Source organism: Nostoc paludosum FACHB-159, from assembly GCF_014698835.1.
Taxonomy (GTDB): domain Bacteria; phylum Cyanobacteriota; class Cyanobacteriia; order Cyanobacteriales; family Nostocaceae; genus Nostoc; species Nostoc paludosum.
In genome coordinates this window covers 1-18,825 of record NZ_JACJTU010000044.1, presented here as the reverse complement: position 1 = coordinate 18,825, position 18,825 = coordinate 1, and the positions used below count along the sequence as shown (strand labels likewise).

Here is an 18,825-nt window from a genome sequence, read left to right as displayed (position 1 = left end):
TAACGGCAAGCCGTTAAGTTCATTTAGCCAAATCGGCAACTATTGCACGCAGTTGAACCAGATCGCAGGGTTTAGCTATGTGCATTTGAAAGCCAGCCTCGATCGCCCGTTGCTCTTCTGCTTTACTGGCATGGCCCGTCAGAGCGATCGCCGGAATTTGTCCTCCGGCTGCCGCACTGAGCGATCGCACCTGTTGAATCAGGAAGTAGCCATCTTCCTCAGGCAAACCGAGATCGGAAATCAGCACATCATAGCGGTTAGGGCTTTCCCTGAGAGCAGAGAGGGCTGCTCTGGCAGTCGTTACGGCCAGCACCTCTGCCCCGTAAGTTTCTAGCATCAACTGCAAGGGTAAAAGCACATCGACCTGATCGTCAACCACCAGGATCTTCAAGCCTTCTAGAGAGGGGAGATTTTGCGAAGCGTCCAAAGATGTTTCTACCGTCGGTTCGACAATCGGCGGTGAGCTTGGGGGCGGGACGTATAAAGGCAACCGCACGGTCATTGTGGCACCTTGTCCTTCGCCCGGACTTTCTGCCAGCACAGTGCCACCATGCATCTCGATGAGATGCCGCACGATCGCCAAGCCCAATCCTAGCCCTTGATTGGTTTTGATTGTACTGGAATCGCCCTGATAGAACCGCTCGAAAATATGTGGCAATAAATCTGCTGGAATACCAATTCCGGTGTCACTGACTTGAATTTGCGCCTGGTTGTCAACCTGCGACAGCGTGATGTCTACTCGTCCACCCGCAGGCGTAAACTTGATCGCATTCGAGAGCAGGTTCCCCAGCACTTGCTGCAAGCGTTCGCTATCCCCCAGCACGGCGATCGAACTCAAAGATGACACTAACTGAATATTTTTTGCCACCGCCGATAAGCTAACGCTATCGAGAGCAGCTTGAACCAATAAGCTCAAGTCGATTGGGTGGCTATTCAATTGCAACTTGCCACTCGTAATCCGAGAGGCATCCAGAATATCTTCAATTAGGTAATTGAGTAGCCTACCGCTCTGCTCAATGGCTTCTAAGGCTTGATCGACTGTTGCCTCGTCGCAGTCGCGGCTGCGGAGCAGTTGCACCCAGGCCAGCAGCGAGGTGAGCGGATTTCGCAGTTCATGGGACAGATTTGAGAGAAATTGATCTTTGGCACGACTGGCCGCTTCAGCCTGCTGGCGCGCCGTGCGCTCGGTAACATCTAATATCGCTAACAAAATCATGTCTGTGTTGTCTTCTTGGTGCAGTTTGCACGCATTGAGCAGCATATTTTTATGCCCAATCTGCTCGAAATCATGATTGACCTCAAAATCCTGCTCCGCAGGCTCACCCGCCAGAATACCGTTTAACATCGATCGCAGTTCGGGAATATCCCACTGCCCATTGCCTAATTCAAACAGCAACGTATGGATGGTTTCAGGTTCAGAAACCTGGAATGTCTGGTAAAACGATCGATTTGCGGTATTCACCCGGAAATCAGCGTCCAGCACAACTAGCGGGATTTGCACCGTCTCAATGATGGTTTCTGCATAGTTGCGAGCGCTCTCTAGGCTGGCGGTGTAGCGTTTGAGGGCATCAATATCCTGTAGCACCATTGTCACACCGTCAATTTGGTTTTCAATGGTACGATAGGGGCGAATGCGGATGCTATACCAGTATCCGGCTGCTGTTTGGATCTCCTGTTCTTTCGTATTGAGTGTTTCCAACACTTCTAAAATCATTGGTTCTAGCTGGGAAACGTCAAGATTGCCATGCAGGTCAGTCAAGGGTCGTCCGATATCGGTGGGGATGAAATTGAACAGTCGCTGGGCGGTTGGTGTAAAGCGGCGAATCCTTAAGTCATTCGTCAGCATCACAATTGGGATATTAATGCTGGCGATAAAGTTGTTGAGATCGCTATTGTCTCGATTTTGTTGCAGATTCCGACTCCGCAGTTCTTCATTGGTCGTCGAGAGTTCTTCATTGGTGGCTTGAATTTCTTCCTTCGCCGTTTTCAGTTCTTCATTTGTGCTTTGTAGTTCCTCATTGGTCGATAGGATCTCTTCATTCGCTATGCGTAAGTTTTGGTTGAGTTGGTTTTGCTCCTGAATCACCGCTTGCAGATGCGCTTGGGCTGAGAGTTCGCGTTGGGTGGCAGCAGACAGCGCCTGACGCAGCGTTACAAGCTCACGCGCTAAGTCCGATGGCTCCAAGTTTTCTACCGTTGCGGCACTGGTGAACGTGTTAGAGGCAGGGGTAGAGGGCGAGATGGGATTAAAAAGCACCACAAAATAGAGTGTGTTCGTCTGGGCTGGGCGAAATGGCAGCACCTCCAGATTCAGCCGCGTTCGCTCACCCTGTTCCATTTGAATGTCTTCCTGCCGTACCAGCACGTTCTCTGTCTGAGCCTGATACAGGGCGGTGCGAAGGGGTGTTACCAGCCCTTCGCGTGCCATAGACAGCAGGTTTAGCTCCGTGCTGCTAGGGGTCAACTTTAGGTAAAGATCGAGGTCTCCGCGCACCTGTAATATCTGCATCTGTTCATCGACCACGACCGATAGCGGCATATAGCGATTGGCGATCAGTTGGTCAACTTCTCTGGCTAAATCAAAGGGAATGGAAAAGTTTTCTGGGATGGGCTGCGGATTATGGAGACTGGGGACGCGCCCAGAAGTGGCTGTAAACGCAAATAAGCGATTAGATAAGCTCAATTTTCGGGCATAGATTTTGCAGGCTTCATCCACGGGCGCAAACAAATTTGAGGCAGCTTTGACGCTTTCTGCCGTACCCAACACCAAATAGCCCGTTAAGTTGAGACTGTAATGAAACAGCGCCATGATGCGCTCTTGCAGGCTATCAGATAAATAAATCAGCACGTTGCGACAGCTAATCAGATCGAGATTCGAGAACGGGGGGTCGTCGCATAAATTATGATGGGCAAACACACACAATTCACGAATGGTACTGCTGATTTGATAGCCACCCTCTGCCTGGGGGACAAAGAACCGACTTTTACGCTCCAGTGAAACGCCTTCCATCTGGCTTTCTAGGTAGAAGCCTGTTCGGGCTTTGCTAATGGCTGTTTCGCTAATATCGGTGGCAAAAATCTGAATCGACGGCACGGTGGCGCGATCGCTGAAAAACTCTAACAAGCAGATGGCGAGTGAGTAGACTTCTTCCCCAGTGGAACAGCCAGCCACCCAAATCCGCAGCGGCACATCGCTGGCTTTATTTTGGCTGATTATGGGGAAAATCTGGGTCTTCAATTTTTCAAAGACGTGGGGATCGCGAAAGAAACTGGTCACATGGATGAGAATTTCTTCGTACAGAGCTTGAATTTCGTCCCCGTGTGTTTGCAAATATTCAGCGTATGCTGCCAGACTATCCAGCTTATACAGCATTATCCGCCTCTGGATGCGGCGCTCCAGTGATGCCGGTTTGTATTCGGTAAAGTCAACGCCAGTTGTCGTGCGGAGGAGGGAAAAAATTCGGCTCAGGGGATCACCCGGTTTTGGGGGTAACTTCTGAATGAGCGACAATGGCTCTGATTGCCCTAAAAAGGGGTTGCGACTGAGATTGCTCAGTTCTTTAGCGATGGCTGGCGGCGACAACACAAAATCCACATTGCCAGTTGCAACCGCCGTATTGGGCATACTGTTAAATTGCGCCGTGGCATTAGATTCGGCAAAGGTGACACCCCCAGCAATCTTGACGGCTTTCACCCCTTCAGCACCGTCTCCATCCATCCCCGACAGCACAACGGCGATCGCTTTGTTGCCGCGATCGGTCGCTAACGACTCAAAAAAGATGTCGGCGGGCAAATATTTGCCCTTACTTTTCTGCCGGGGCGCGAGCCGCAGAATGCCATCGACCAAGGTCATTTGGGCATTGGGCGGAATCACATAGACCGCGTTTGGCTCAACCCGCATCTGGTCTTGCACCTGACACACAGGCATGGTAGTCACTCTGCCCAAAATTTCCGACAGCAGGCTTTCATACTCAGGAGACAAATGCTGAATTAGCACAAACGCCATGCCCGTATCCGTTGGCAAATGGCGGATCAGTTCCGTAAATGCCTCTAGCCCGCCAGCAGAAGCGACAATTCCCACCACTGGAAAACGAGCATCGGTTTGGGATGGCTGATTTGGCTCTGAGTCTGGTTTGACGGGGAGTGAGTCGGATGAATTGTTGGGGACGGGTGACTCAGCAGACATAAATTTTATGGGGATTCAATGCTTCTTTGAACAACACTCAATTAAGCAGGAGTTGAGCGATCGTTTGAGCAGGCTCAACAGCAGACTGCCTCAGTTCAACCAAGAAACTGATACTGTTGCCAGATTTCAGGAGGAAAAGCACCAGGTTACTTCAATGATATGACGTAAGTACACTTAAATGACAACTATATTGCTGGGCAATAGTCATCAGGGCATCGGCGATCGCCATTAGTACATCTAACAGATGAGTTTCTGGCATTGAGTTAAAATGAAGCGATCGCACCCACATCATCACATTACTGGTTAACCATCTGTTAACCTTTCATTGGATGCACAGAGTTGGCTTCTATGTCATCCTAAAAATGAGAGTTAATTCGGTGGCAGTGTTTGTTTTTAGTATTTACAGACTTTTCTCCGAAATTTAAATCTCTACACGCGCTTTTATTTTGGAGAAAATTGATGTCAATTTATGTAGGCAACCTCTCTTACCAAGTTACGGAAGATGATATTAGAGGTGTTTTTGCTGAATATGGTACTGTAAAACGGGTTCAAGTACCTACAGACCGGGAAACAGGTCGTCCGCGCGGCTTCGCTTTCGTGGAAATGGGAACAGATGCAGAAGAAGATGCTGCTATTAATGGTCTTGATGGCGCTGAATGGATGGGTCGTGACCTCAAAGTTAACAAAGCTAAACCCAGAGAAGACAGAGGTTCTTCTGGTGGCAACCGAGGCGGATATGGTGGTGGCGGTGGACGCGGACGCTACTAAGCTTTGAAACCGTATTGAAAGAGAAGGCGAATTTTTAGACCATTGATGAAGTCAATTGACTAGGAGAGAATGACCCAAATATATAGTGGGTGAAAACGAACATCTTGAGTCAGCGTTACGCCGATTTAAACGAGAAGTTTCACTCGTCTGGAATTTTTCAAGACATGAGGAAGCATCGTCACTTTGAAACACCAATTGAAAAATCCAAGCGCAAAAAACAAGCCTTGCAAAAGCAGGGTAAAAGACGTTTCCGCACTTGAGAACTGAAATAGATATAAATGAATGCCCTCATAGTGTTTATGAGGGTTTTTTCTATGGAATTTAGCAGCAGTAAGCAAAAATTAAGCAATGGTAGTTCTTTCTGACTTCAAAGCTTTATCTATAAAGGATTACAGTCGCCATTGTCTTGCACTGTTCTTGCGAAGGAATGGCTGAAAAATTGATTAGAAGTGCTATTTCTGCTTTTTTGACCCGATCTTTATCGTTTATTAATCATAAGTAGCTAAAAATGGCAGATGAGACGAGGCATTTTAATCTCACACTTACTTAGGGCTTGCTGAAAAATCAAGAAAAAGTGACAGTCTCTGGATGAAAAGACCCTAGAAGTATATTCAGGTGCCAGAGAAGAAGGTAAAATAGCCCAAAATCCTTGCATCACAGTGGTCAGTCCCAGGACTGTGTATCGGAAGTAACCATGTACCGAAAAGAAGAATCAACTCCAATTGTACCGTCAAACTTCTTGCTTCGATTTGAGGGAAATCTGCAACTTCCAAAATGTTTAACGTTTGTGGTTTTGCTTGAACAGTCATAAATCCTCCTTGAATTTATAAATGCTGGATAAGACATAGCGGGATAACTCCCTGCTTACTCAGACCCTAAGATGTGTAATTTTGCGTTCCACTATTTGTCGTTCCTGACCAGGTTCTTTTCATTGGTATCGACGACAAAGACAGCCAGCAGGCGTGCGGGTTCAGTACTACTGTTATTTGCACTGACAGCATGATGATCGCCAGGTACTTCGGCCCAGCTCTCGCCAGCGTGATACACCTTTTCCGGCTCTTCATTGACTTTGCTACGAATTGCCCCCTCCAGAACCGTTGCATAGATGAAAGCTGAGTCTGGATGGGTATGCGCGGGATTCGAGCCACCCGGCTGGTATTCGACTAGCACGCCTTTCATACTCTTGCCGGGTACATTTGGAAGGGCGCGATCAAAAACTAGCGTTATCTTGGACTCAGTAGAAACGTCATCGGCTGAAGCTGCGAATACAGGGAGTGCTGTGAATACGAAAAAAGCTGCGAATATGGAGAGTGCTGCGAATGCAACTCTGTGGAGGAATTTCGTGAACATTTGGGTTCTCCTTGTTCCAGTTGTAATCGGCAAAATGGTGAAAGGTGGATTCAGCTAAAATTAAACCTGTCGGACTCCCGTCGGTTACTGCATCACGACGGACAAAAAGCAGTTGCTAGAAATCGGGTTTCTCATGAATGCCGCTATCAAATTTGATCGGTTTACCAGAAGGAACCCGGTTTCTGTAGACGTTCTAGGCTGCTTTAGCTTGGTGACCAAGCCACTGAGCGAAGTTCGTCGCCCCAATGCGTGGATTGTCGCCAGGGGTGAGGGAGCGATCGTTTAGCTCGATGCCGAAGTAGCGGGCGTGGATGTCTGTAACCACCTTGCGTGTGTCGTTGTTTGCGCTCAAGAAGCGTTGGACAAGTTCGTCCAGACGGAATTTTTCGGGGCCAGCCACCTCGATCGTGCTGTTCAAGGGTTCCCCAACGGTGATTTTGGTCAGTGCAGCGGCAACGTCATCCGATGCGATCGGCTGTATAAGGGCAGGTGACAAGCGAACTGTTTGCCCGTCAGTGCTCGATTGGGCGATAGCGCTGAGAAACTCGAAGAACTGTGTTGCGCGGAGGATCGAATAAGGAATCTTGGAGTCTTCGATCAGCTTTTCTTGAGCAACCTTTGCCCGCATGTAGCCGCTGTCGGGCAAGCGATCGGCATTGACGACCGACAGTGCCACATGATGTCCCACGCCAGCGCCAGCTTCTGCGGCAAGTAGGTTACGACCGGATGTCTCAAAGAACTCTAAAACTGCCTTGTCCTCGAACGAAGGCGAGTTCGCCACATCCACGACCACTTGAGTACCTACAAGCGCCTCAGCCAGCCCCTCACCAGTGATGGTGTTAATGCCCAATCTGGGTGATGCTGCCACGACCTCATGACCAAGCTGACGCAGATTGTTCACGAGTTTTGTTCCAATGAGTCCAGTGCCACCAATAACGACAATCTTCATACTGAATCTCCTTTCATAGTGAATCCCTTGCAGCAAAAACTTAGTTTAGCGATCGGGGACTGGGATTGTAGAACTGAGTTACTGCTAGAAATCAGGGAATTGTGAAGGTTATCAGGCGACTAGGAGTGAGCGGTTTGCTATGTCCTTTCCCTCGCACCTTTGAACCTGATGTCACTACATTAGAAAAGTTTTTTGAGTTTGTCGTTGCCTATAAATTCACTACTTTTGAGGTCAATAGGACAAAGCTAAATAAAGTATAAGTGAACTTTTTCGCGATCGAGTTTGATTTGATTTAGCTGAATCCCCTCTCTTGCCAAAGCTTTAGTCTGGTCGTGTTCAAAACAAAAAGTTCACCTCAACTGATGATAAAATCAGTCCACTACCATTAATGGAGTAAAAGACGATGGATTTAGAAGATGCCTTGCATGTTGCTAATTCCGTTGTCTTCGCCAAAGCAGGTAGACGGCTCAATGAAGTAGAAGTCGCCATTCTTCTGGGTGCCCTGCAAAAGCAAACCTACGAGCAAATTGCTGAATTGTCTGGCTACTCGCTCAGCTATATCAAGCGCAACGTCGGCCCCAAACTTTGGAACCTGCTGGAGCAAGCCTGCGGGGAACCCGTCAGTAAAACTAACTTTCGCGGGGCATTAGAACATCAGTGGCGGCGATCGCTGATTAATGCCACCCAAACCCAGACTCTAGCTATTGAACAACCAACTGCCTCACCTCTAGCCACCGCTACTGTCTGGGCTGACTGGGGAGAGGCGATGGATATAACCCAGTTTTGTGGGCGAACTGGAGAACTACAGACCCTGGAGCAATGGATTGTGGCAGAACGCTGTCGGGTCGTGGCATTGCTGGGGATTGGTGGAATCGGTAAAAGTACCCTAGCTGCCAAACTGGTGCAGCAGATTCAAACCAAGTTTGATGTGGTGGTGTGGCGATCGCTGCAAAATGCCCCACCGTTTGAAGAGTGGTTAGAGACAGTGTTGCCGCTGCTATTGCGGGCACAGGGAGAGGATGTCGCTGTGCCAAGCAGCCTGGATGGGAAACTGCTGAAGCTGAGGTCGGGGTTGCGTCAAAAGCGCTGTTTGCTGATTCTGGACAATGTCGAGACGATTCTGAGTGCCGGACAATCGGCACAGTATAGAGCAGGCTATGAGAGGTATGGTCAGCTATTCAAGGAGATTGGGGGAGTTCCCCATCAGAGTTGCTTGCTGCTTACCAGTCGGGAAAAGCCTAGAGAGATTGTGCCACTGGAAGGCGAACAGCAAGCAGTCAGAACATTCCTACTCAAAGGACTGAACCCAGAAGCAGGACAAAAACTATTTCGCTGTAAAGGAAACTTCGCGGGAACCGACTCAGAATGGGAGCGATTAGTCACCCATTACGGTGGCAACCCCCTGGCGCTGAAGCTGGTGGCTGCCACAACCCAGGATCTCTTTAGTGGTAGCATTGCTGAAATATTGAACTATGTACAGCAGGGATTTGCGGTCTTTGATGATATTCGCGACTTGCTCCAGCACCAGTTCGATCGCCTGAGTGAGATTGAGCAGGAAATGCTGTTTGAGTTAGCGATTAATCGGGAACCTGTCTCGCTTTCCAAGTTGAACCAGGATTTGGTAACTCAGGCTTCTAGGCGCAGACTACCAGATGCAATGCAGTCGTTATTGCGGCGATCGCTCATCGAAAAGGAGAGCGATCGTTTTTTTCTCCAGCCCGTTGTGATGGAGTATGCCACCGACGAACTCGTGCAGTGCATCTTTTGGGAAATTGCCAGCCAATCGCCAGAGCGTCTCAAAAGCCATGCCCTGATCAAAGCCCAGGCAAAAGACTACGTGCGAGAGATGCAAAAACGATTGATTCTGGAGCCGATCGCTGAACAATTGCAGCTTCAGTTTGGCAATTCACAAACCCTTGAACAGCAATTAAAAAACCTGTTGGAACAGCAAAAGCAAGCACCACAGCCCAATTATCTTGCTGGTAATCTCCTCAATCTGCTGGTGCATTTGCAAAGCAATTTACGAGGCTGTGATTTGTCGGAGCTAGCTGTATGGCAAGCCGACTTGCGGCAGGTCAACTTGGCGGGTGTCAATTTTCGCAACGCCGATCTAACCACATCTGTGTTTGCAGAGACCTTAAGTAGCGTCATGTCAGTCAGTTTCAACCCAGATGGTAGTCTGCTGGCGATCGGCGATTTGGACGGTAAGATTTACCTGTGGCGCGTGGTCGATGGTCAACCGGTTTTGACAGTGCAGGGACATGCGGGCTGGATCTGGGCGGTCACCTTCAGTCCCGACGGAAAAACGCTCGCCAGTTGCAGCCATGACTGGCTGATTCGGTTGTGGGATGTGCAGAGCCTCGCTCTTGAGCAATCCAGTTCTGCAAACCTGGATACAGCAAGTGATTCTAGCCATCGCCCTGGAACCTGTCTCAACACACTGCGGGGTCATTCTCATCGAGTTTGGACGATCGCCTTTGCTCCGCAACGCAATGCGAACAGCCCCGATGGTCAACTGCTGGCGAGTGGCAGCGATGACCAGACGATTCGGCTCTGGAATGCCCAAGACGGCACCTGTCTGGCAGTTTTGCCAGGTCACACGGGCGGGGTGACTTCAGTCCGCTTCAGCCCCGATGGTCAACTGCTGGCGAGTGCTGGCGAAGACGCTTCGATCCGATTGTGGAGTGTTGATCGCAGAACTACCCTCAAAACCTTGCAAGGACGAAGCTGATTCCCAATTTACGAGTAGTTGCAACAAGACACATAAAAATGTCCCACGCCTTAGTACCCTCACTCGTTTGAGTTGCATAACTAATCTTTCGTCGTTGCACCATAGTCCTAGCGGCTAATTCCGCCGGATTATTATGCAACGGTAATTCTGGATGTGACAAGACTAGCAACAGTTCGGATTCTTTAGCTGCTGTTAATTTTTTTCGCTCATCTAATTGTTTATATCCAGTCTCAGTACCGAATAACTGACAGAATTTAGTCTTTAATTCCTGTTTGGTTTCTGGGGAATCCGAAATATTAACTTAGGAAAATAAAAATTGTAAAACGTTGAAATGAGCGTCTAACATTTTCCCAAATAAGTTATGGTTTTTGATTATATCCAGAAATACCCACACCGAACAAAACAAATTTTAGGGATTAGTTACGAACAATTATATTCACTATTAAATTATGTGAGCAAACGCCACCAGGAAATTAAAATTCAACAAGAAAGCCGAAAAATAAGAATTAATGCGGCTGGCACTGCTAGTCGCCACACCAGAGGTGATTTGAAAATCACTATTGTTACTAAAACCAGTTCCAGCAGCAGAAGTAATTACTTTAAAGCTAGTTTTATCCAAGATAATTTTGTCACCTTGGGAGCGATTGAAGTCAGCGATCGCATCTACACCAACAGCAGAACTCGCAAAAGCGGCAGAGCCTTTACCAACGCCACCAAAGTCAGGAAGTGTGCACCCAATTGGTCAAAATCTCATTTTAGGGTAAAAGTTGAAAAATTTTTTTGAAACTCTCTCTGGGTAGCGTTTTCAGCCGTTGCACGGCGGCTGATAGCAGCTTCGCTACTTTCTCCCCTACTAAGCGATCGCTAATGAGGTACATAACTAAGGAATCCTTGGTTCTGTACCTCATTTAGTTGCAAAGTGCTGTATCTGGATTAATAGGATTTTATTAGTGGGATAGGTTCTTTTAAGGCTAATTTTTCCGAAATGAGATAATGTAGTGATGTATATTATTTTTGTAGTATAGGAGCGGGGAAAAAAGATGACTGTATTTCTAGCCGTCCGGGTTCTATTCAAACAAACCAACACAAGGCGCACAGATTTGCGTTCAGTCCTCCATTTACAGGAATGATGCTCGAATTAACAGACACTAAACACATCCATCTATAGGCGTAGTCACATAGGTTAGGACATTTTGAAAATATGAAAGCTAGGAATATTAATACTTGTACCTCCTGGCTAACTCCCTCCTTCCTGCCTAGTGCCTCCTGCTATAAAAAGTGTCCGCCTCTGTGCGCCTTGTGTATAGCAAGCAGCACATATCGAGGAAATATCAATGAATTTGGATTTATTAGGCTGGAGTGACTTTTTTACTCACAGTTTCGTACCCTATCGTCAACAGGGATTTACCGTTGGTAGGGTTGCTATTGAATATAGAAATACTTACATCGTCCATAGCGAACAAGGCGAACTAGCAGCAAAAGTTACAGGGAAACTGCGACATCAAGCTACTCAACCACAAGACTTTCCCGCAGTTGGAGACTGGGTAATCATTCAGACGCGAGAGTCAGAAGGACGCGCTACCATTCACGGAATTTTGCCCAGAAAAAGTAAGTTTTCACGGAAAACTGTTGGTAGTAAAACCGAAGAACAAATTGTTGCAGCTAATGTCGACACCGTGTTCTTGGTTTGTGGACTTGATGGCGACTTTAACCCTAGAAGAATAGAACGCTATCTAATTTTGGCTTGGGAAAGTGGGGCAAATCCAGTCATCATTTTAAATAAAGCCGACCTGTGCAACTCTTTAGATGAGCGTATATCTAAAGTGGAAGCTGTTGCCATTGGTGTACCAATTCTAATATTAAGTGCTACCAACAATCAAGGGCTAGATGCTTTGAAAACATACCTCCAACAAGGACAAACAGTTGCTTTGTTAGGGTCTTCTGGTGTGGGTAAATCTACAATCACTAACCAACTCAAAGGTACATCAGTGCAAGCTGTGCAACCAGTGCGCCAAGGTGATAACCGAGGTAGACACACCACTACAAATCGAGAATTGATATTACTGCCAACAGGCGGCTTAATTATTGATACCCCAGGAATGCGAGAAATTCAAATTTGGGCAGATGATGAAAGTTTGCAAGGAACTTTTGCAGACATCGAAACTTTAGCCGCAGAATGCCGCTTTCGTAATTGCCAGCACCATAACGAACCCGGTTGTGCAGTGCAACAAGCATTACTTGAGGGTGAACTTGATTATTCCAGATTTCTGGGGTATCAAAAATTGCAAAAAGAACTCAACTATCTTGTCCGCAAACAAGACCAAAGGGTGCAATTAGCCGAGAAAGAACGCTCCAAGAAAATTCATAAAGCCATGCGAAATCATCACCAGCATTAACATCTGATCAGCTTCCATAACCTCGACTTATTCAAGAAGTCGGGGTTCTAACCACTCTCATTTGATGGCGATCTCCGGGGCTAGGGCGTGTTTTCAAACTATAACCACAACAAGGTAGTAGTGCATAGTAATGATTTAGCTTCGTAGCTTGGCATTGTAGTGATGGACAAAATATCAAATTGCACCAATATGGTGCTGCGGGCGCTACGCCTCCGCAAGCTTGAGGCAGTAGCATGATTTATACTTCGATTCAGCAACGCCCAAAGTATGATGTATTAATACAGTAAATAAATTGCTAATTCTTTTGGTTGAAAAGTTAAAATTTTTTATGATGTCTCAAGTTTCAATTATTATTCCTACTTTCAATGAGGCAATTAGCTTGCAGCGCACCTTGCGCCAACTGAGTATATTAAAACCATCTGTCAAAGAAGTAATAGTAGTGGATGGTGGTAGCGAAGATGAAACAGTAGCGATAGCTAAACAACTTTTAGAATCATTGAATCAACAAATAAATATGCAAATTCTCTGTTGTGAACGACGCGGACGTGCAATTCAGATGAATTATGGAGCATCAGCAGCAACCGGAGATATACTTTGTTTTCTCCATGCAGACACATGGATTCCTGATGATGCTGCTGCTATCATTCAAGATACTTTGGCAGAGCCTAGTGTTGCTTGTGGAGGATTCATTTCTTTAATGACAGGCTCTCGAACTACTCGCTGGGGTATATCCTTGCATAACTACCTAAAAACTTATTATGCTCCGCTAGTTTTTAGACCGCATTTATTTTTTAAAGGATTGCGTCTGCTATTTGGAGATCAAGTTATGTTCTGTCGTCAACGAGACTTTCAAGAATGCGGTGGATTCAATGAGGCATTACCAATTATGGAGGATGGAGATTTGTGCTTGAGATTAGTAAACAAAGGACGAATTGTTTTAGTTAACCGCATCGTTCAAAGTTCGGATCGCCGGGTAGCACGCTGGGGTAGTTGGAAAGCCACAGCAATTTACCTCTACATTGGAGTTTTGTGGGGAATTGGCGTTGATACCAATTATCTCAAGCAGTTTTATCAAGAGATTCGATGATTTAAACTCCAGTCATAATCTAGATAAGATACTGATGTTGCCGCAGTTAATGAGACATCTATTTTTAAGTACGGATGAATATATTCAGGAATGGAAGACGCAACTTTTAAAAAATCTTGGCGATACCACTTGAAGATTTTATTGCAGTAGAGCGTTTGATTATCAAAGTCGTAATAAACTTTTTGTGGATTATTAATAAAACGATGGGCATCTTCATCTAACTGTTGCATAACTTGTTCAGGAAAGTAAGCTCCCGAACGCAGTAACGGACAACCGACAGAAGCACAAACAATCGCAAAATGAATTCGTGATTCTTGCAACTCGTTTCTCAGAATTTGGTGTTCGATTTGAGCTAGGCTATAATGCTGACCAAAAATATAATAAACTCGACGCTGGAAGAACCATAAAAAAGCCAACCAGTTAGGAACCCCAAAAATTTTAGGCAGAATCGAGTCTAATGGGTATCTTTTTAAAATACTGGAAATAGTTAAAGCATTATAAAGATTAATCCACAATGCTAATTTCTCCAAAGTGTTGATGTTGGATTTGAGGAAAGATCTTGTTTGGCTTGATAACCATTCATCTAAAACTTGGGGTTGTTCTGTTTTCCAAGCAGCATAGTTTACACGACCTTCTTGATCGACATACTGACGTAATAATTTATCCCAAACTTCAAAATCTAACATAGAATTTACTCTAGAGGATATATTAACTTAAACAAAGTAAAAGGTTGAATAATTAAGCGAAGATTGTTCAGAATGTTCTTCCAACCCTTTCCATCATCCCACCTCTGATGTGAAGCAAATTTTGGTTCTTGGCAACTTTTGGTGATCTTGGTTGGGGCAAGGCAGAAGGCAGAGGGCAGAAGGCAGAAGTCGGAAAAAGAAAGAAGGAGGAAGGGATACAATTGAATTAGTAACTTCAAACTTCACTCCATCAAACTTTTGGTATGGAATTGCTATACCACCTGTTACCTGACACAACAAACCTTCAACTGAAGAGATGGCAATTTGACAAAGTACAAGGGACGATTACGTTGATTGTCTCTGCGGTACAAGCTGTTATTAATTGCCCAGTTTGTAACCACCCAACTCACAAAATTCATAGTCGCTATGAACGCTTCTTAGCAGACTTACCCTGGGCTGATTACAGTATTACCTTACAGTTACGGGTAAGGAAGTTTTTTTGCATCAATACTTTGTGTAAACGACGCATTTTTACAGAAAGGCTGACCAATGTAACCGCACCTTGGGCTAGAAGAACTCTACGTTTAGCTCAACGACTGAGTGTGATTGGTTTAGCTAATGGTGGTGCAGCAGGGGAAAGACTCTTACAGCAATGGGGGATAAAAGTTTCTCGCAACACACTGTTAAATTTAGTCCGCTCAATCCCACTGCCACCAATCGTAACGCCACATACTCTTGGGGTAGACGACTTCTGCTTTCGTAAATCTAAAACTTACGGGACAGCACTAATTGACCTCGAACGCAGCCGACCAATTGCTCTACTAAAAGATGCAAAGGCTGAAACCTTGACGGAATGGTTAAAAGCGCACCCTGGTGTCAAAGTCGTCTCACGAGATCGGTCAAAAACTTATGAAAGAGGTATTCGCCAAGGAGAGCCAGAAGCTATTCAAGTTGCAGACCGCTTTCATCTATTGCAGAACTTATCTCAAACGCTTTATCAAGTCTTTGGTAATCACGCCAAAACACTAAAAGAAGTGGAAAAACAAGTCTTTAATACTGATACTAAAGTGCTAGAAGAGATGGAAACAGCACTTGAAGAAGGCAGAAGTACGTTCGTGCAGCCTCCCTTCAGGAAGGCAGAGGGCATTCGGGAATTGGATGGGAATTCCGACCCCACCCAATTGCAGACCACTGAAATTCAAAACGAATGTGGGGGTATTCAACCCTTTTTGGCAGAAAATACAGACGGATTGACTGCACGGGAAAACCTTCAAGCCAACCTTCTGCCGTCTGCCGTCTGCCCTCTGCCTTTCCCCGATAACCTTTCCATGATTGCTGAGACTAATAAGAGTCCAGTTGTGCCAAGGTTTCCCCAAAACACATCTTTAAAAAGAAAAGTCCAATCCGCCAAGGCGCAAGCTAAACGGAGGGACATCCATGCGCGAGTTTGGAGCTTTCTCCCAGGGTTCGCTCTTGTTCCCATCGTCCTCTCACCCCCAGTCGCGTCACAGCTTTAGTCTTGCGACGACCAGAATTAACACAGCCTCATGAGCGTGAAGTAATCGCTCAACTGCAAACAGCACATTCTGATTTGGAGTCAGCCATTGAACTAGCTCAACAGTTTGCATCTCTTGTGCGTCAACGTTTACCTGAGCAGCTCGATGCTTGGTTAAACAAAGCTAAAAACAGCTCGGTTTCTTTGTTGCGCTCTTTTGCTGTTAGTTTAGAGTCTGACTACGATGCTGTCAAAGCAGGTGTAACTATGTCAATCAGCAATGGCCCCGTTGAAGGACATATTAATCGACTGAAAATGTTAAAGCGACAGATGTATGGTCGAGCCAAGATAGACCTGCTTGAGCGACGATTTTTGTTAGCAACCTAAAGATTTAGAAGGGTCTGTGTTGTATTTTTTAAGTATAATCTTTGTACTTCAAACTTCTCTAAGCTTCAAACTTAATTATGAGCTATAGAAATCAGTTTATCTGGCAAAGGGCAGTTCAACTTGCTATTAATTGCTATAAATTTACACGCCTATTTCCTCAATCAGAATTGTATGGCTTAACCAGTCAAATCCGACGTTCTTCTGTATCTGTAGCATCCAACATAGCTGAAGGATATGGAAGACGTTCAAAGCAAGAATACGTACAGTTTTTACATATTGCTTTAGGTTCTTTAAGGGAACTAGATACACAATTAATTATTGCTAAAGAAGTAGATTTGGTAGAGAAAAACCTTTTTACTCCCCTATTAAATGAAGTTGAGGAAATGCAAAGTATATTAGTTGCAAGTTTAAACAAACTCAAAGTTTGAATCTATAATTTCCTTCTTCCGACTTCTGCCCTCTGCCTTCTGCCTTCTGCCTTACCCCCAACCCGCCATTGATCACCAAAAGTTGCCAAGAACCCAAATTTTGATTCTGGTTGTGGTGAAGATAACGCAGAGGTTCTGAATGTAAGCTAACCATCAAGTAGCTACTACAAACAATCTCCCACCAGCGTTCAATATCTGTATAATATCTGTTTTTTACGCCTCTGGTAAGGGGAGCATACTTCGACTGCGCTCAGTAACCGGGGGAGCAGAGGAGCAGAGGGGAAAGAATTTGTATCAGGATTTTAGTGAAATGGTATCAAACGATGGGTAAAAAATAGCCAAAGAGCCAGAAATAAAAAACTAATATTTGCTATTGATAGAACACAATGGCGCTTAGAGAATGTATTTGTAATTAACACAATTGCAGTTTTAGCTGGTCGCCACTCCCGTAAAAGGAGACTACAACAATATATTGGTCGGCTTCAAGAATTTTAAAGTTATGCACGCCGACATAGTACTTTTTGGGTCGGATTATATGGGTGTTTATGGGTAGGTGCTATGGAGTTTTGGTCAGATTTAGCGATCGCACTTGTGCGTCTCAAGCCCGGTAAACTACCCTATTTTCAACGGGGTCTACGTGCCATGACCCTTATTCAGTCGGCTCTATAGCCTCCTTGTCACCTCATCAGGGCATAAAGGCTCTCATTGGATTTTTGAGTGTGATTGCTGTAGAACTATTGCAACTAACTTATCTACACCGCACTCAACCCGACTCTCCTGCCATTGAGATTCTTAACCCCCTCGAACTTAAGATTTTAAAAGCTAAGTCCCCCAAACTTCCCAAAGTACTAACAGTTAGCTGGGCTGTTGAAGCTGTTGCCCGTCTTGGCGGCTACTTAAAACATCGAAGTAAAACACCCATTGGTATTCAGGTACTATGGCGAGGTTGGTTAAAATTACACGACCTCTGTGAGGTCTGGCAACTTGCGAAAGACACTTAACGGGAAAAGTCAGATCGGTAACATCCCATCAACCAGCCGGAAGTTCGCTCTAGAACAAGGGCGTTTTTTAGGCAAGACAAAACCCTTAACAAGAGTGCTTTTTTACAACATTCCCAACTTTTCAAACAACCTCTAACTTCTGAATCAGATTATAGAGGCATACAGCCGATCTCTAATGTGTAAGCTGGTGATTTTTTGACTAAAGACTTGTGCGGTAGTGTTATGGATAAATTCTGACCGTACTGCTGCCACTCTAGTGTACCTCCAACACCTAGCATCGTAATATTTGCTTTTTTCGGCAAAATTATTCCTGGAATAGTAACCTTCTCAAATGTTGGTTCATCAAGCAATATTGCATATAGTTTTCCTTTATTAGTGGTGTAGCGCACTCGAATACGTTCTGTAGTTAAATCTTCTGCTCGTATCCAATAGCGTGAGCCAAAGATTGCTTTACCATTCACGTCTAACCATTTACCCAAGCCTTCTAATCTTTCAAGCTGTACTTCGGATATTGAACCATCAGCCTTTGGCCCAATGTTCAGCAATAAATTCCCATTTTTACTAACAATATCTACAAATAAGTCAACTAGTTCATCTACCGAAATCACGTTCAAATCAGTATCATTTTGGTTATAGCCGAATGAGTAACCTAAACCCCTTGTACTTTCCCATTTTTTTGGTTCTATTTGGGTGAGTTGGCTATACTCAGGTGTAGAAAAGTCAAAGTGCAACCCCAACTGACCACCTACATCAAAACGGTCATTCACCACACCATCGGGTACGCGATTGTAAAAGTAGGCCATAATTTCATTCGCTTGCCCAATCGGGTAGCCAAGATCGTTCCATAATATAGATGGCTGATAGCGGTCAATCAATTCGCGCCAATGAGCATTCGCATAATCTGAATATGCTTTTTCCTGAATAATTGCTCCCACTAGCGTATTGAAGTCTGTGATTGTTGTATCTTTGAAAGACCAATCAAGACCACCAGAATAATACACACCCATCCGCATACCTTCTTTGCGAACAGCTTGTGTTAGTTCGCCTACAATGTCGCGTGTTGCTACTCGCCCTGGCTGGTTTCTAGTTTTACTAGGCCACAACAAAAAGCCATCATGATGCTTCGTTGTTAGTACAACGTACCGTGCACCCACTTTAGAGAATAATTCAGGACTTACGCAACTGGCACAGAGCGATCGCCGATATATAGTACATGAGTATTAGTTGAATCTGATTCCGAAAGCCTTGTATTCGTAATAGAAGCAGGTGTATTGGAGGCAAAGCATGAAAGATTCATGAGAAAATAGGTAGAGGTTGTATTAGATAAATGTTGCTTACGGTAATGAAATTTACTAAGCTTG

General features: G+C 45.3%; 15 protein-coding genes and 3 pseudogenes. 9 read left to right on the top strand and 9 right to left on the bottom strand.

Annotated elements, in window-relative coordinates; all coding sequences use genetic code 11:
* Nucleotides 1–19: 19 nt before the first annotated feature.
* Complete coding sequence (locus tag H6H03_RS30140; protein ID WP_190958723.1) at nucleotides 20–4,186, bottom strand: CheR family methyltransferase; 4,167 nt, start codon at nucleotides 4,184–4,186, stop codon at nucleotides 20–22.
* A gap of 151 nt (nucleotides 4,187–4,337) precedes the next feature.
* Nucleotides 4,338–4,481: a hypothetical protein gene (locus tag H6H03_RS30135; protein WP_190958722.1), complete on the bottom strand. Its 144-nt coding sequence runs from the start codon at nucleotides 4,479–4,481 to the stop codon at nucleotides 4,338–4,340.
* Nucleotides 4,482–4,645: 164 nt separating this feature from the next.
* On the opposite strand from H6H03_RS30135, the gene H6H03_RS30130 reads away from it, so the two are divergent.
* Nucleotides 4,646–4,954, top strand: coding sequence for an RNA recognition motif domain-containing protein (locus tag H6H03_RS30130; protein ID WP_190958721.1), 309 nt, complete (start codon nucleotides 4,646–4,648; stop codon nucleotides 4,952–4,954).
* A 69-nt stretch (nucleotides 4,955–5,023) separates the two neighbouring features.
* Nucleotides 5,024–5,214, top strand: a pseudogene (rpsU, locus tag H6H03_RS30125) (30S ribosomal protein S21).
* Between the two features lie 351 nt (nucleotides 5,215–5,565).
* Here rpsU and H6H03_RS30120 read toward each other — a convergent pair.
* The 3 genes from H6H03_RS30120 to H6H03_RS30110 all read right to left on the bottom strand — a co-directional run bounded on the left by H6H03_RS30120 (nucleotide 5,566) and on the right by H6H03_RS30110 (nucleotide 7,253).
* Entirely contained in the window at nucleotides 5,566–5,763 is a 198-nt protein-coding gene (locus H6H03_RS30120; protein WP_190958720.1) for a hypothetical protein, read from the bottom strand.
* 91 nt (nucleotides 5,764–5,854) lie between these two features.
* The gene (locus tag H6H03_RS30115; protein ID WP_190958719.1) at nucleotides 5,855–6,304 is read right to left on the bottom strand and encodes a cupin domain-containing protein; all 450 of its coding nucleotides are present in this window, start codon (nucleotides 6,302–6,304) and stop codon (nucleotides 5,855–5,857) included.
* 193 nt (nucleotides 6,305–6,497) lie between these two features.
* On the bottom strand, nucleotides 6,498–7,253 hold the full coding sequence (locus tag H6H03_RS30110; RefSeq protein WP_190958718.1) for an SDR family oxidoreductase: 756 nt from the start codon (nucleotides 7,251–7,253) through the stop codon (nucleotides 6,498–6,500).
* Nucleotides 7,254–7,656: 403 nt separating this feature from the next.
* On the opposite strand from H6H03_RS30110, the gene H6H03_RS30105 reads away from it, so the two are divergent.
* Entirely contained in the window at nucleotides 7,657–9,984 is a 2,328-nt protein-coding gene (locus H6H03_RS30105) for a WD40 domain-containing protein (RefSeq protein WP_190958717.1), read from the top strand.
* On the opposite strand, the gene H6H03_RS42120 is transcribed toward H6H03_RS30105, so the two are convergent.
* Nucleotides 9,959–10,279, bottom strand: a complete 321-nt coding sequence (locus H6H03_RS42120) for an IS66 family transposase (protein WP_390842909.1) — start codon at nucleotides 10,277–10,279, stop codon at nucleotides 9,959–9,961. The two genes, H6H03_RS30105 and H6H03_RS42120, sit on opposite strands and share 26 nt — an antisense overlap.
* Before the next feature lie 66 nt (nucleotides 10,280–10,345).
* On the opposite strand from H6H03_RS42120, the gene H6H03_RS30095 reads away from it, so the two are divergent.
* From H6H03_RS30095 to H6H03_RS30085, 3 genes are all read left to right on the top strand, one after another.
* A complete protein-coding gene (locus H6H03_RS30095) occupies nucleotides 10,346–10,768 on the top strand; it encodes a hypothetical protein (RefSeq protein ID WP_190958716.1) in 423 nt (140 codons plus the stop codon).
* Nucleotides 10,769–11,318: 550 nt separating this feature from the next.
* Nucleotides 11,319–12,380, top strand: coding sequence for a ribosome small subunit-dependent GTPase A (gene rsgA, locus H6H03_RS30090; protein ID WP_190958715.1), 1,062 nt, complete (start codon nucleotides 11,319–11,321; stop codon nucleotides 12,378–12,380).
* A gap of 328 nt (nucleotides 12,381–12,708) precedes the next feature.
* A complete protein-coding gene (locus tag H6H03_RS30085) occupies nucleotides 12,709–13,467 on the top strand; it encodes a TIGR04283 family arsenosugar biosynthesis glycosyltransferase (RefSeq protein WP_313931955.1) in 759 nt (252 codons plus the stop codon).
* Here the strand turns inward: H6H03_RS30085 and H6H03_RS30080 are convergent.
* Complete coding sequence (locus tag H6H03_RS30080) at nucleotides 13,452–14,153, bottom strand: DUF547 domain-containing protein (RefSeq protein WP_190958714.1); 702 nt, start codon at nucleotides 14,151–14,153, stop codon at nucleotides 13,452–13,454. The two genes, H6H03_RS30085 and H6H03_RS30080, sit on opposite strands and share 16 nt — an antisense overlap.
* A gap of 263 nt (nucleotides 14,154–14,416) precedes the next feature.
* Here H6H03_RS30080 and H6H03_RS30075 point away from each other — a divergent pair.
* The 3 genes and pseudogenes from H6H03_RS30075 to H6H03_RS30060 all read left to right on the top strand — a co-directional run.
* Nucleotides 14,417–16,035 (top strand): annotated as a pseudogene (locus H6H03_RS30075) (ISL3 family transposase).
* Nucleotides 16,036–16,112: 77 nt separating this feature from the next.
* A complete protein-coding gene (locus H6H03_RS30070; RefSeq protein ID WP_190958713.1) occupies nucleotides 16,113–16,463 on the top strand; it encodes a four helix bundle protein in 351 nt (116 codons plus the stop codon).
* A gap of 686 nt (nucleotides 16,464–17,149) precedes the next feature.
* A pseudogene (locus H6H03_RS30060) lies at nucleotides 17,150–17,464 on the top strand (hypothetical protein); the annotation flags it as partial.
* A 149-nt stretch (nucleotides 17,465–17,613) separates the two neighbouring features.
* Here H6H03_RS30060 and H6H03_RS40660 read toward each other — a convergent pair.
* The gene (locus H6H03_RS40660; RefSeq protein ID WP_313931956.1) at nucleotides 17,614–18,672 is read right to left on the bottom strand and encodes an alpha-L-fucosidase; all 1,059 of its coding nucleotides are present in this window, start codon (nucleotides 18,670–18,672) and stop codon (nucleotides 17,614–17,616) included.
* Nucleotides 18,639–18,825 (bottom strand): hypothetical protein (locus H6H03_RS39960; RefSeq protein WP_206757990.1); only part of this gene is annotated, 187 nt, incomplete at its 5' end. The genes H6H03_RS40660 and H6H03_RS39960, both read right to left, overlap by 34 nt.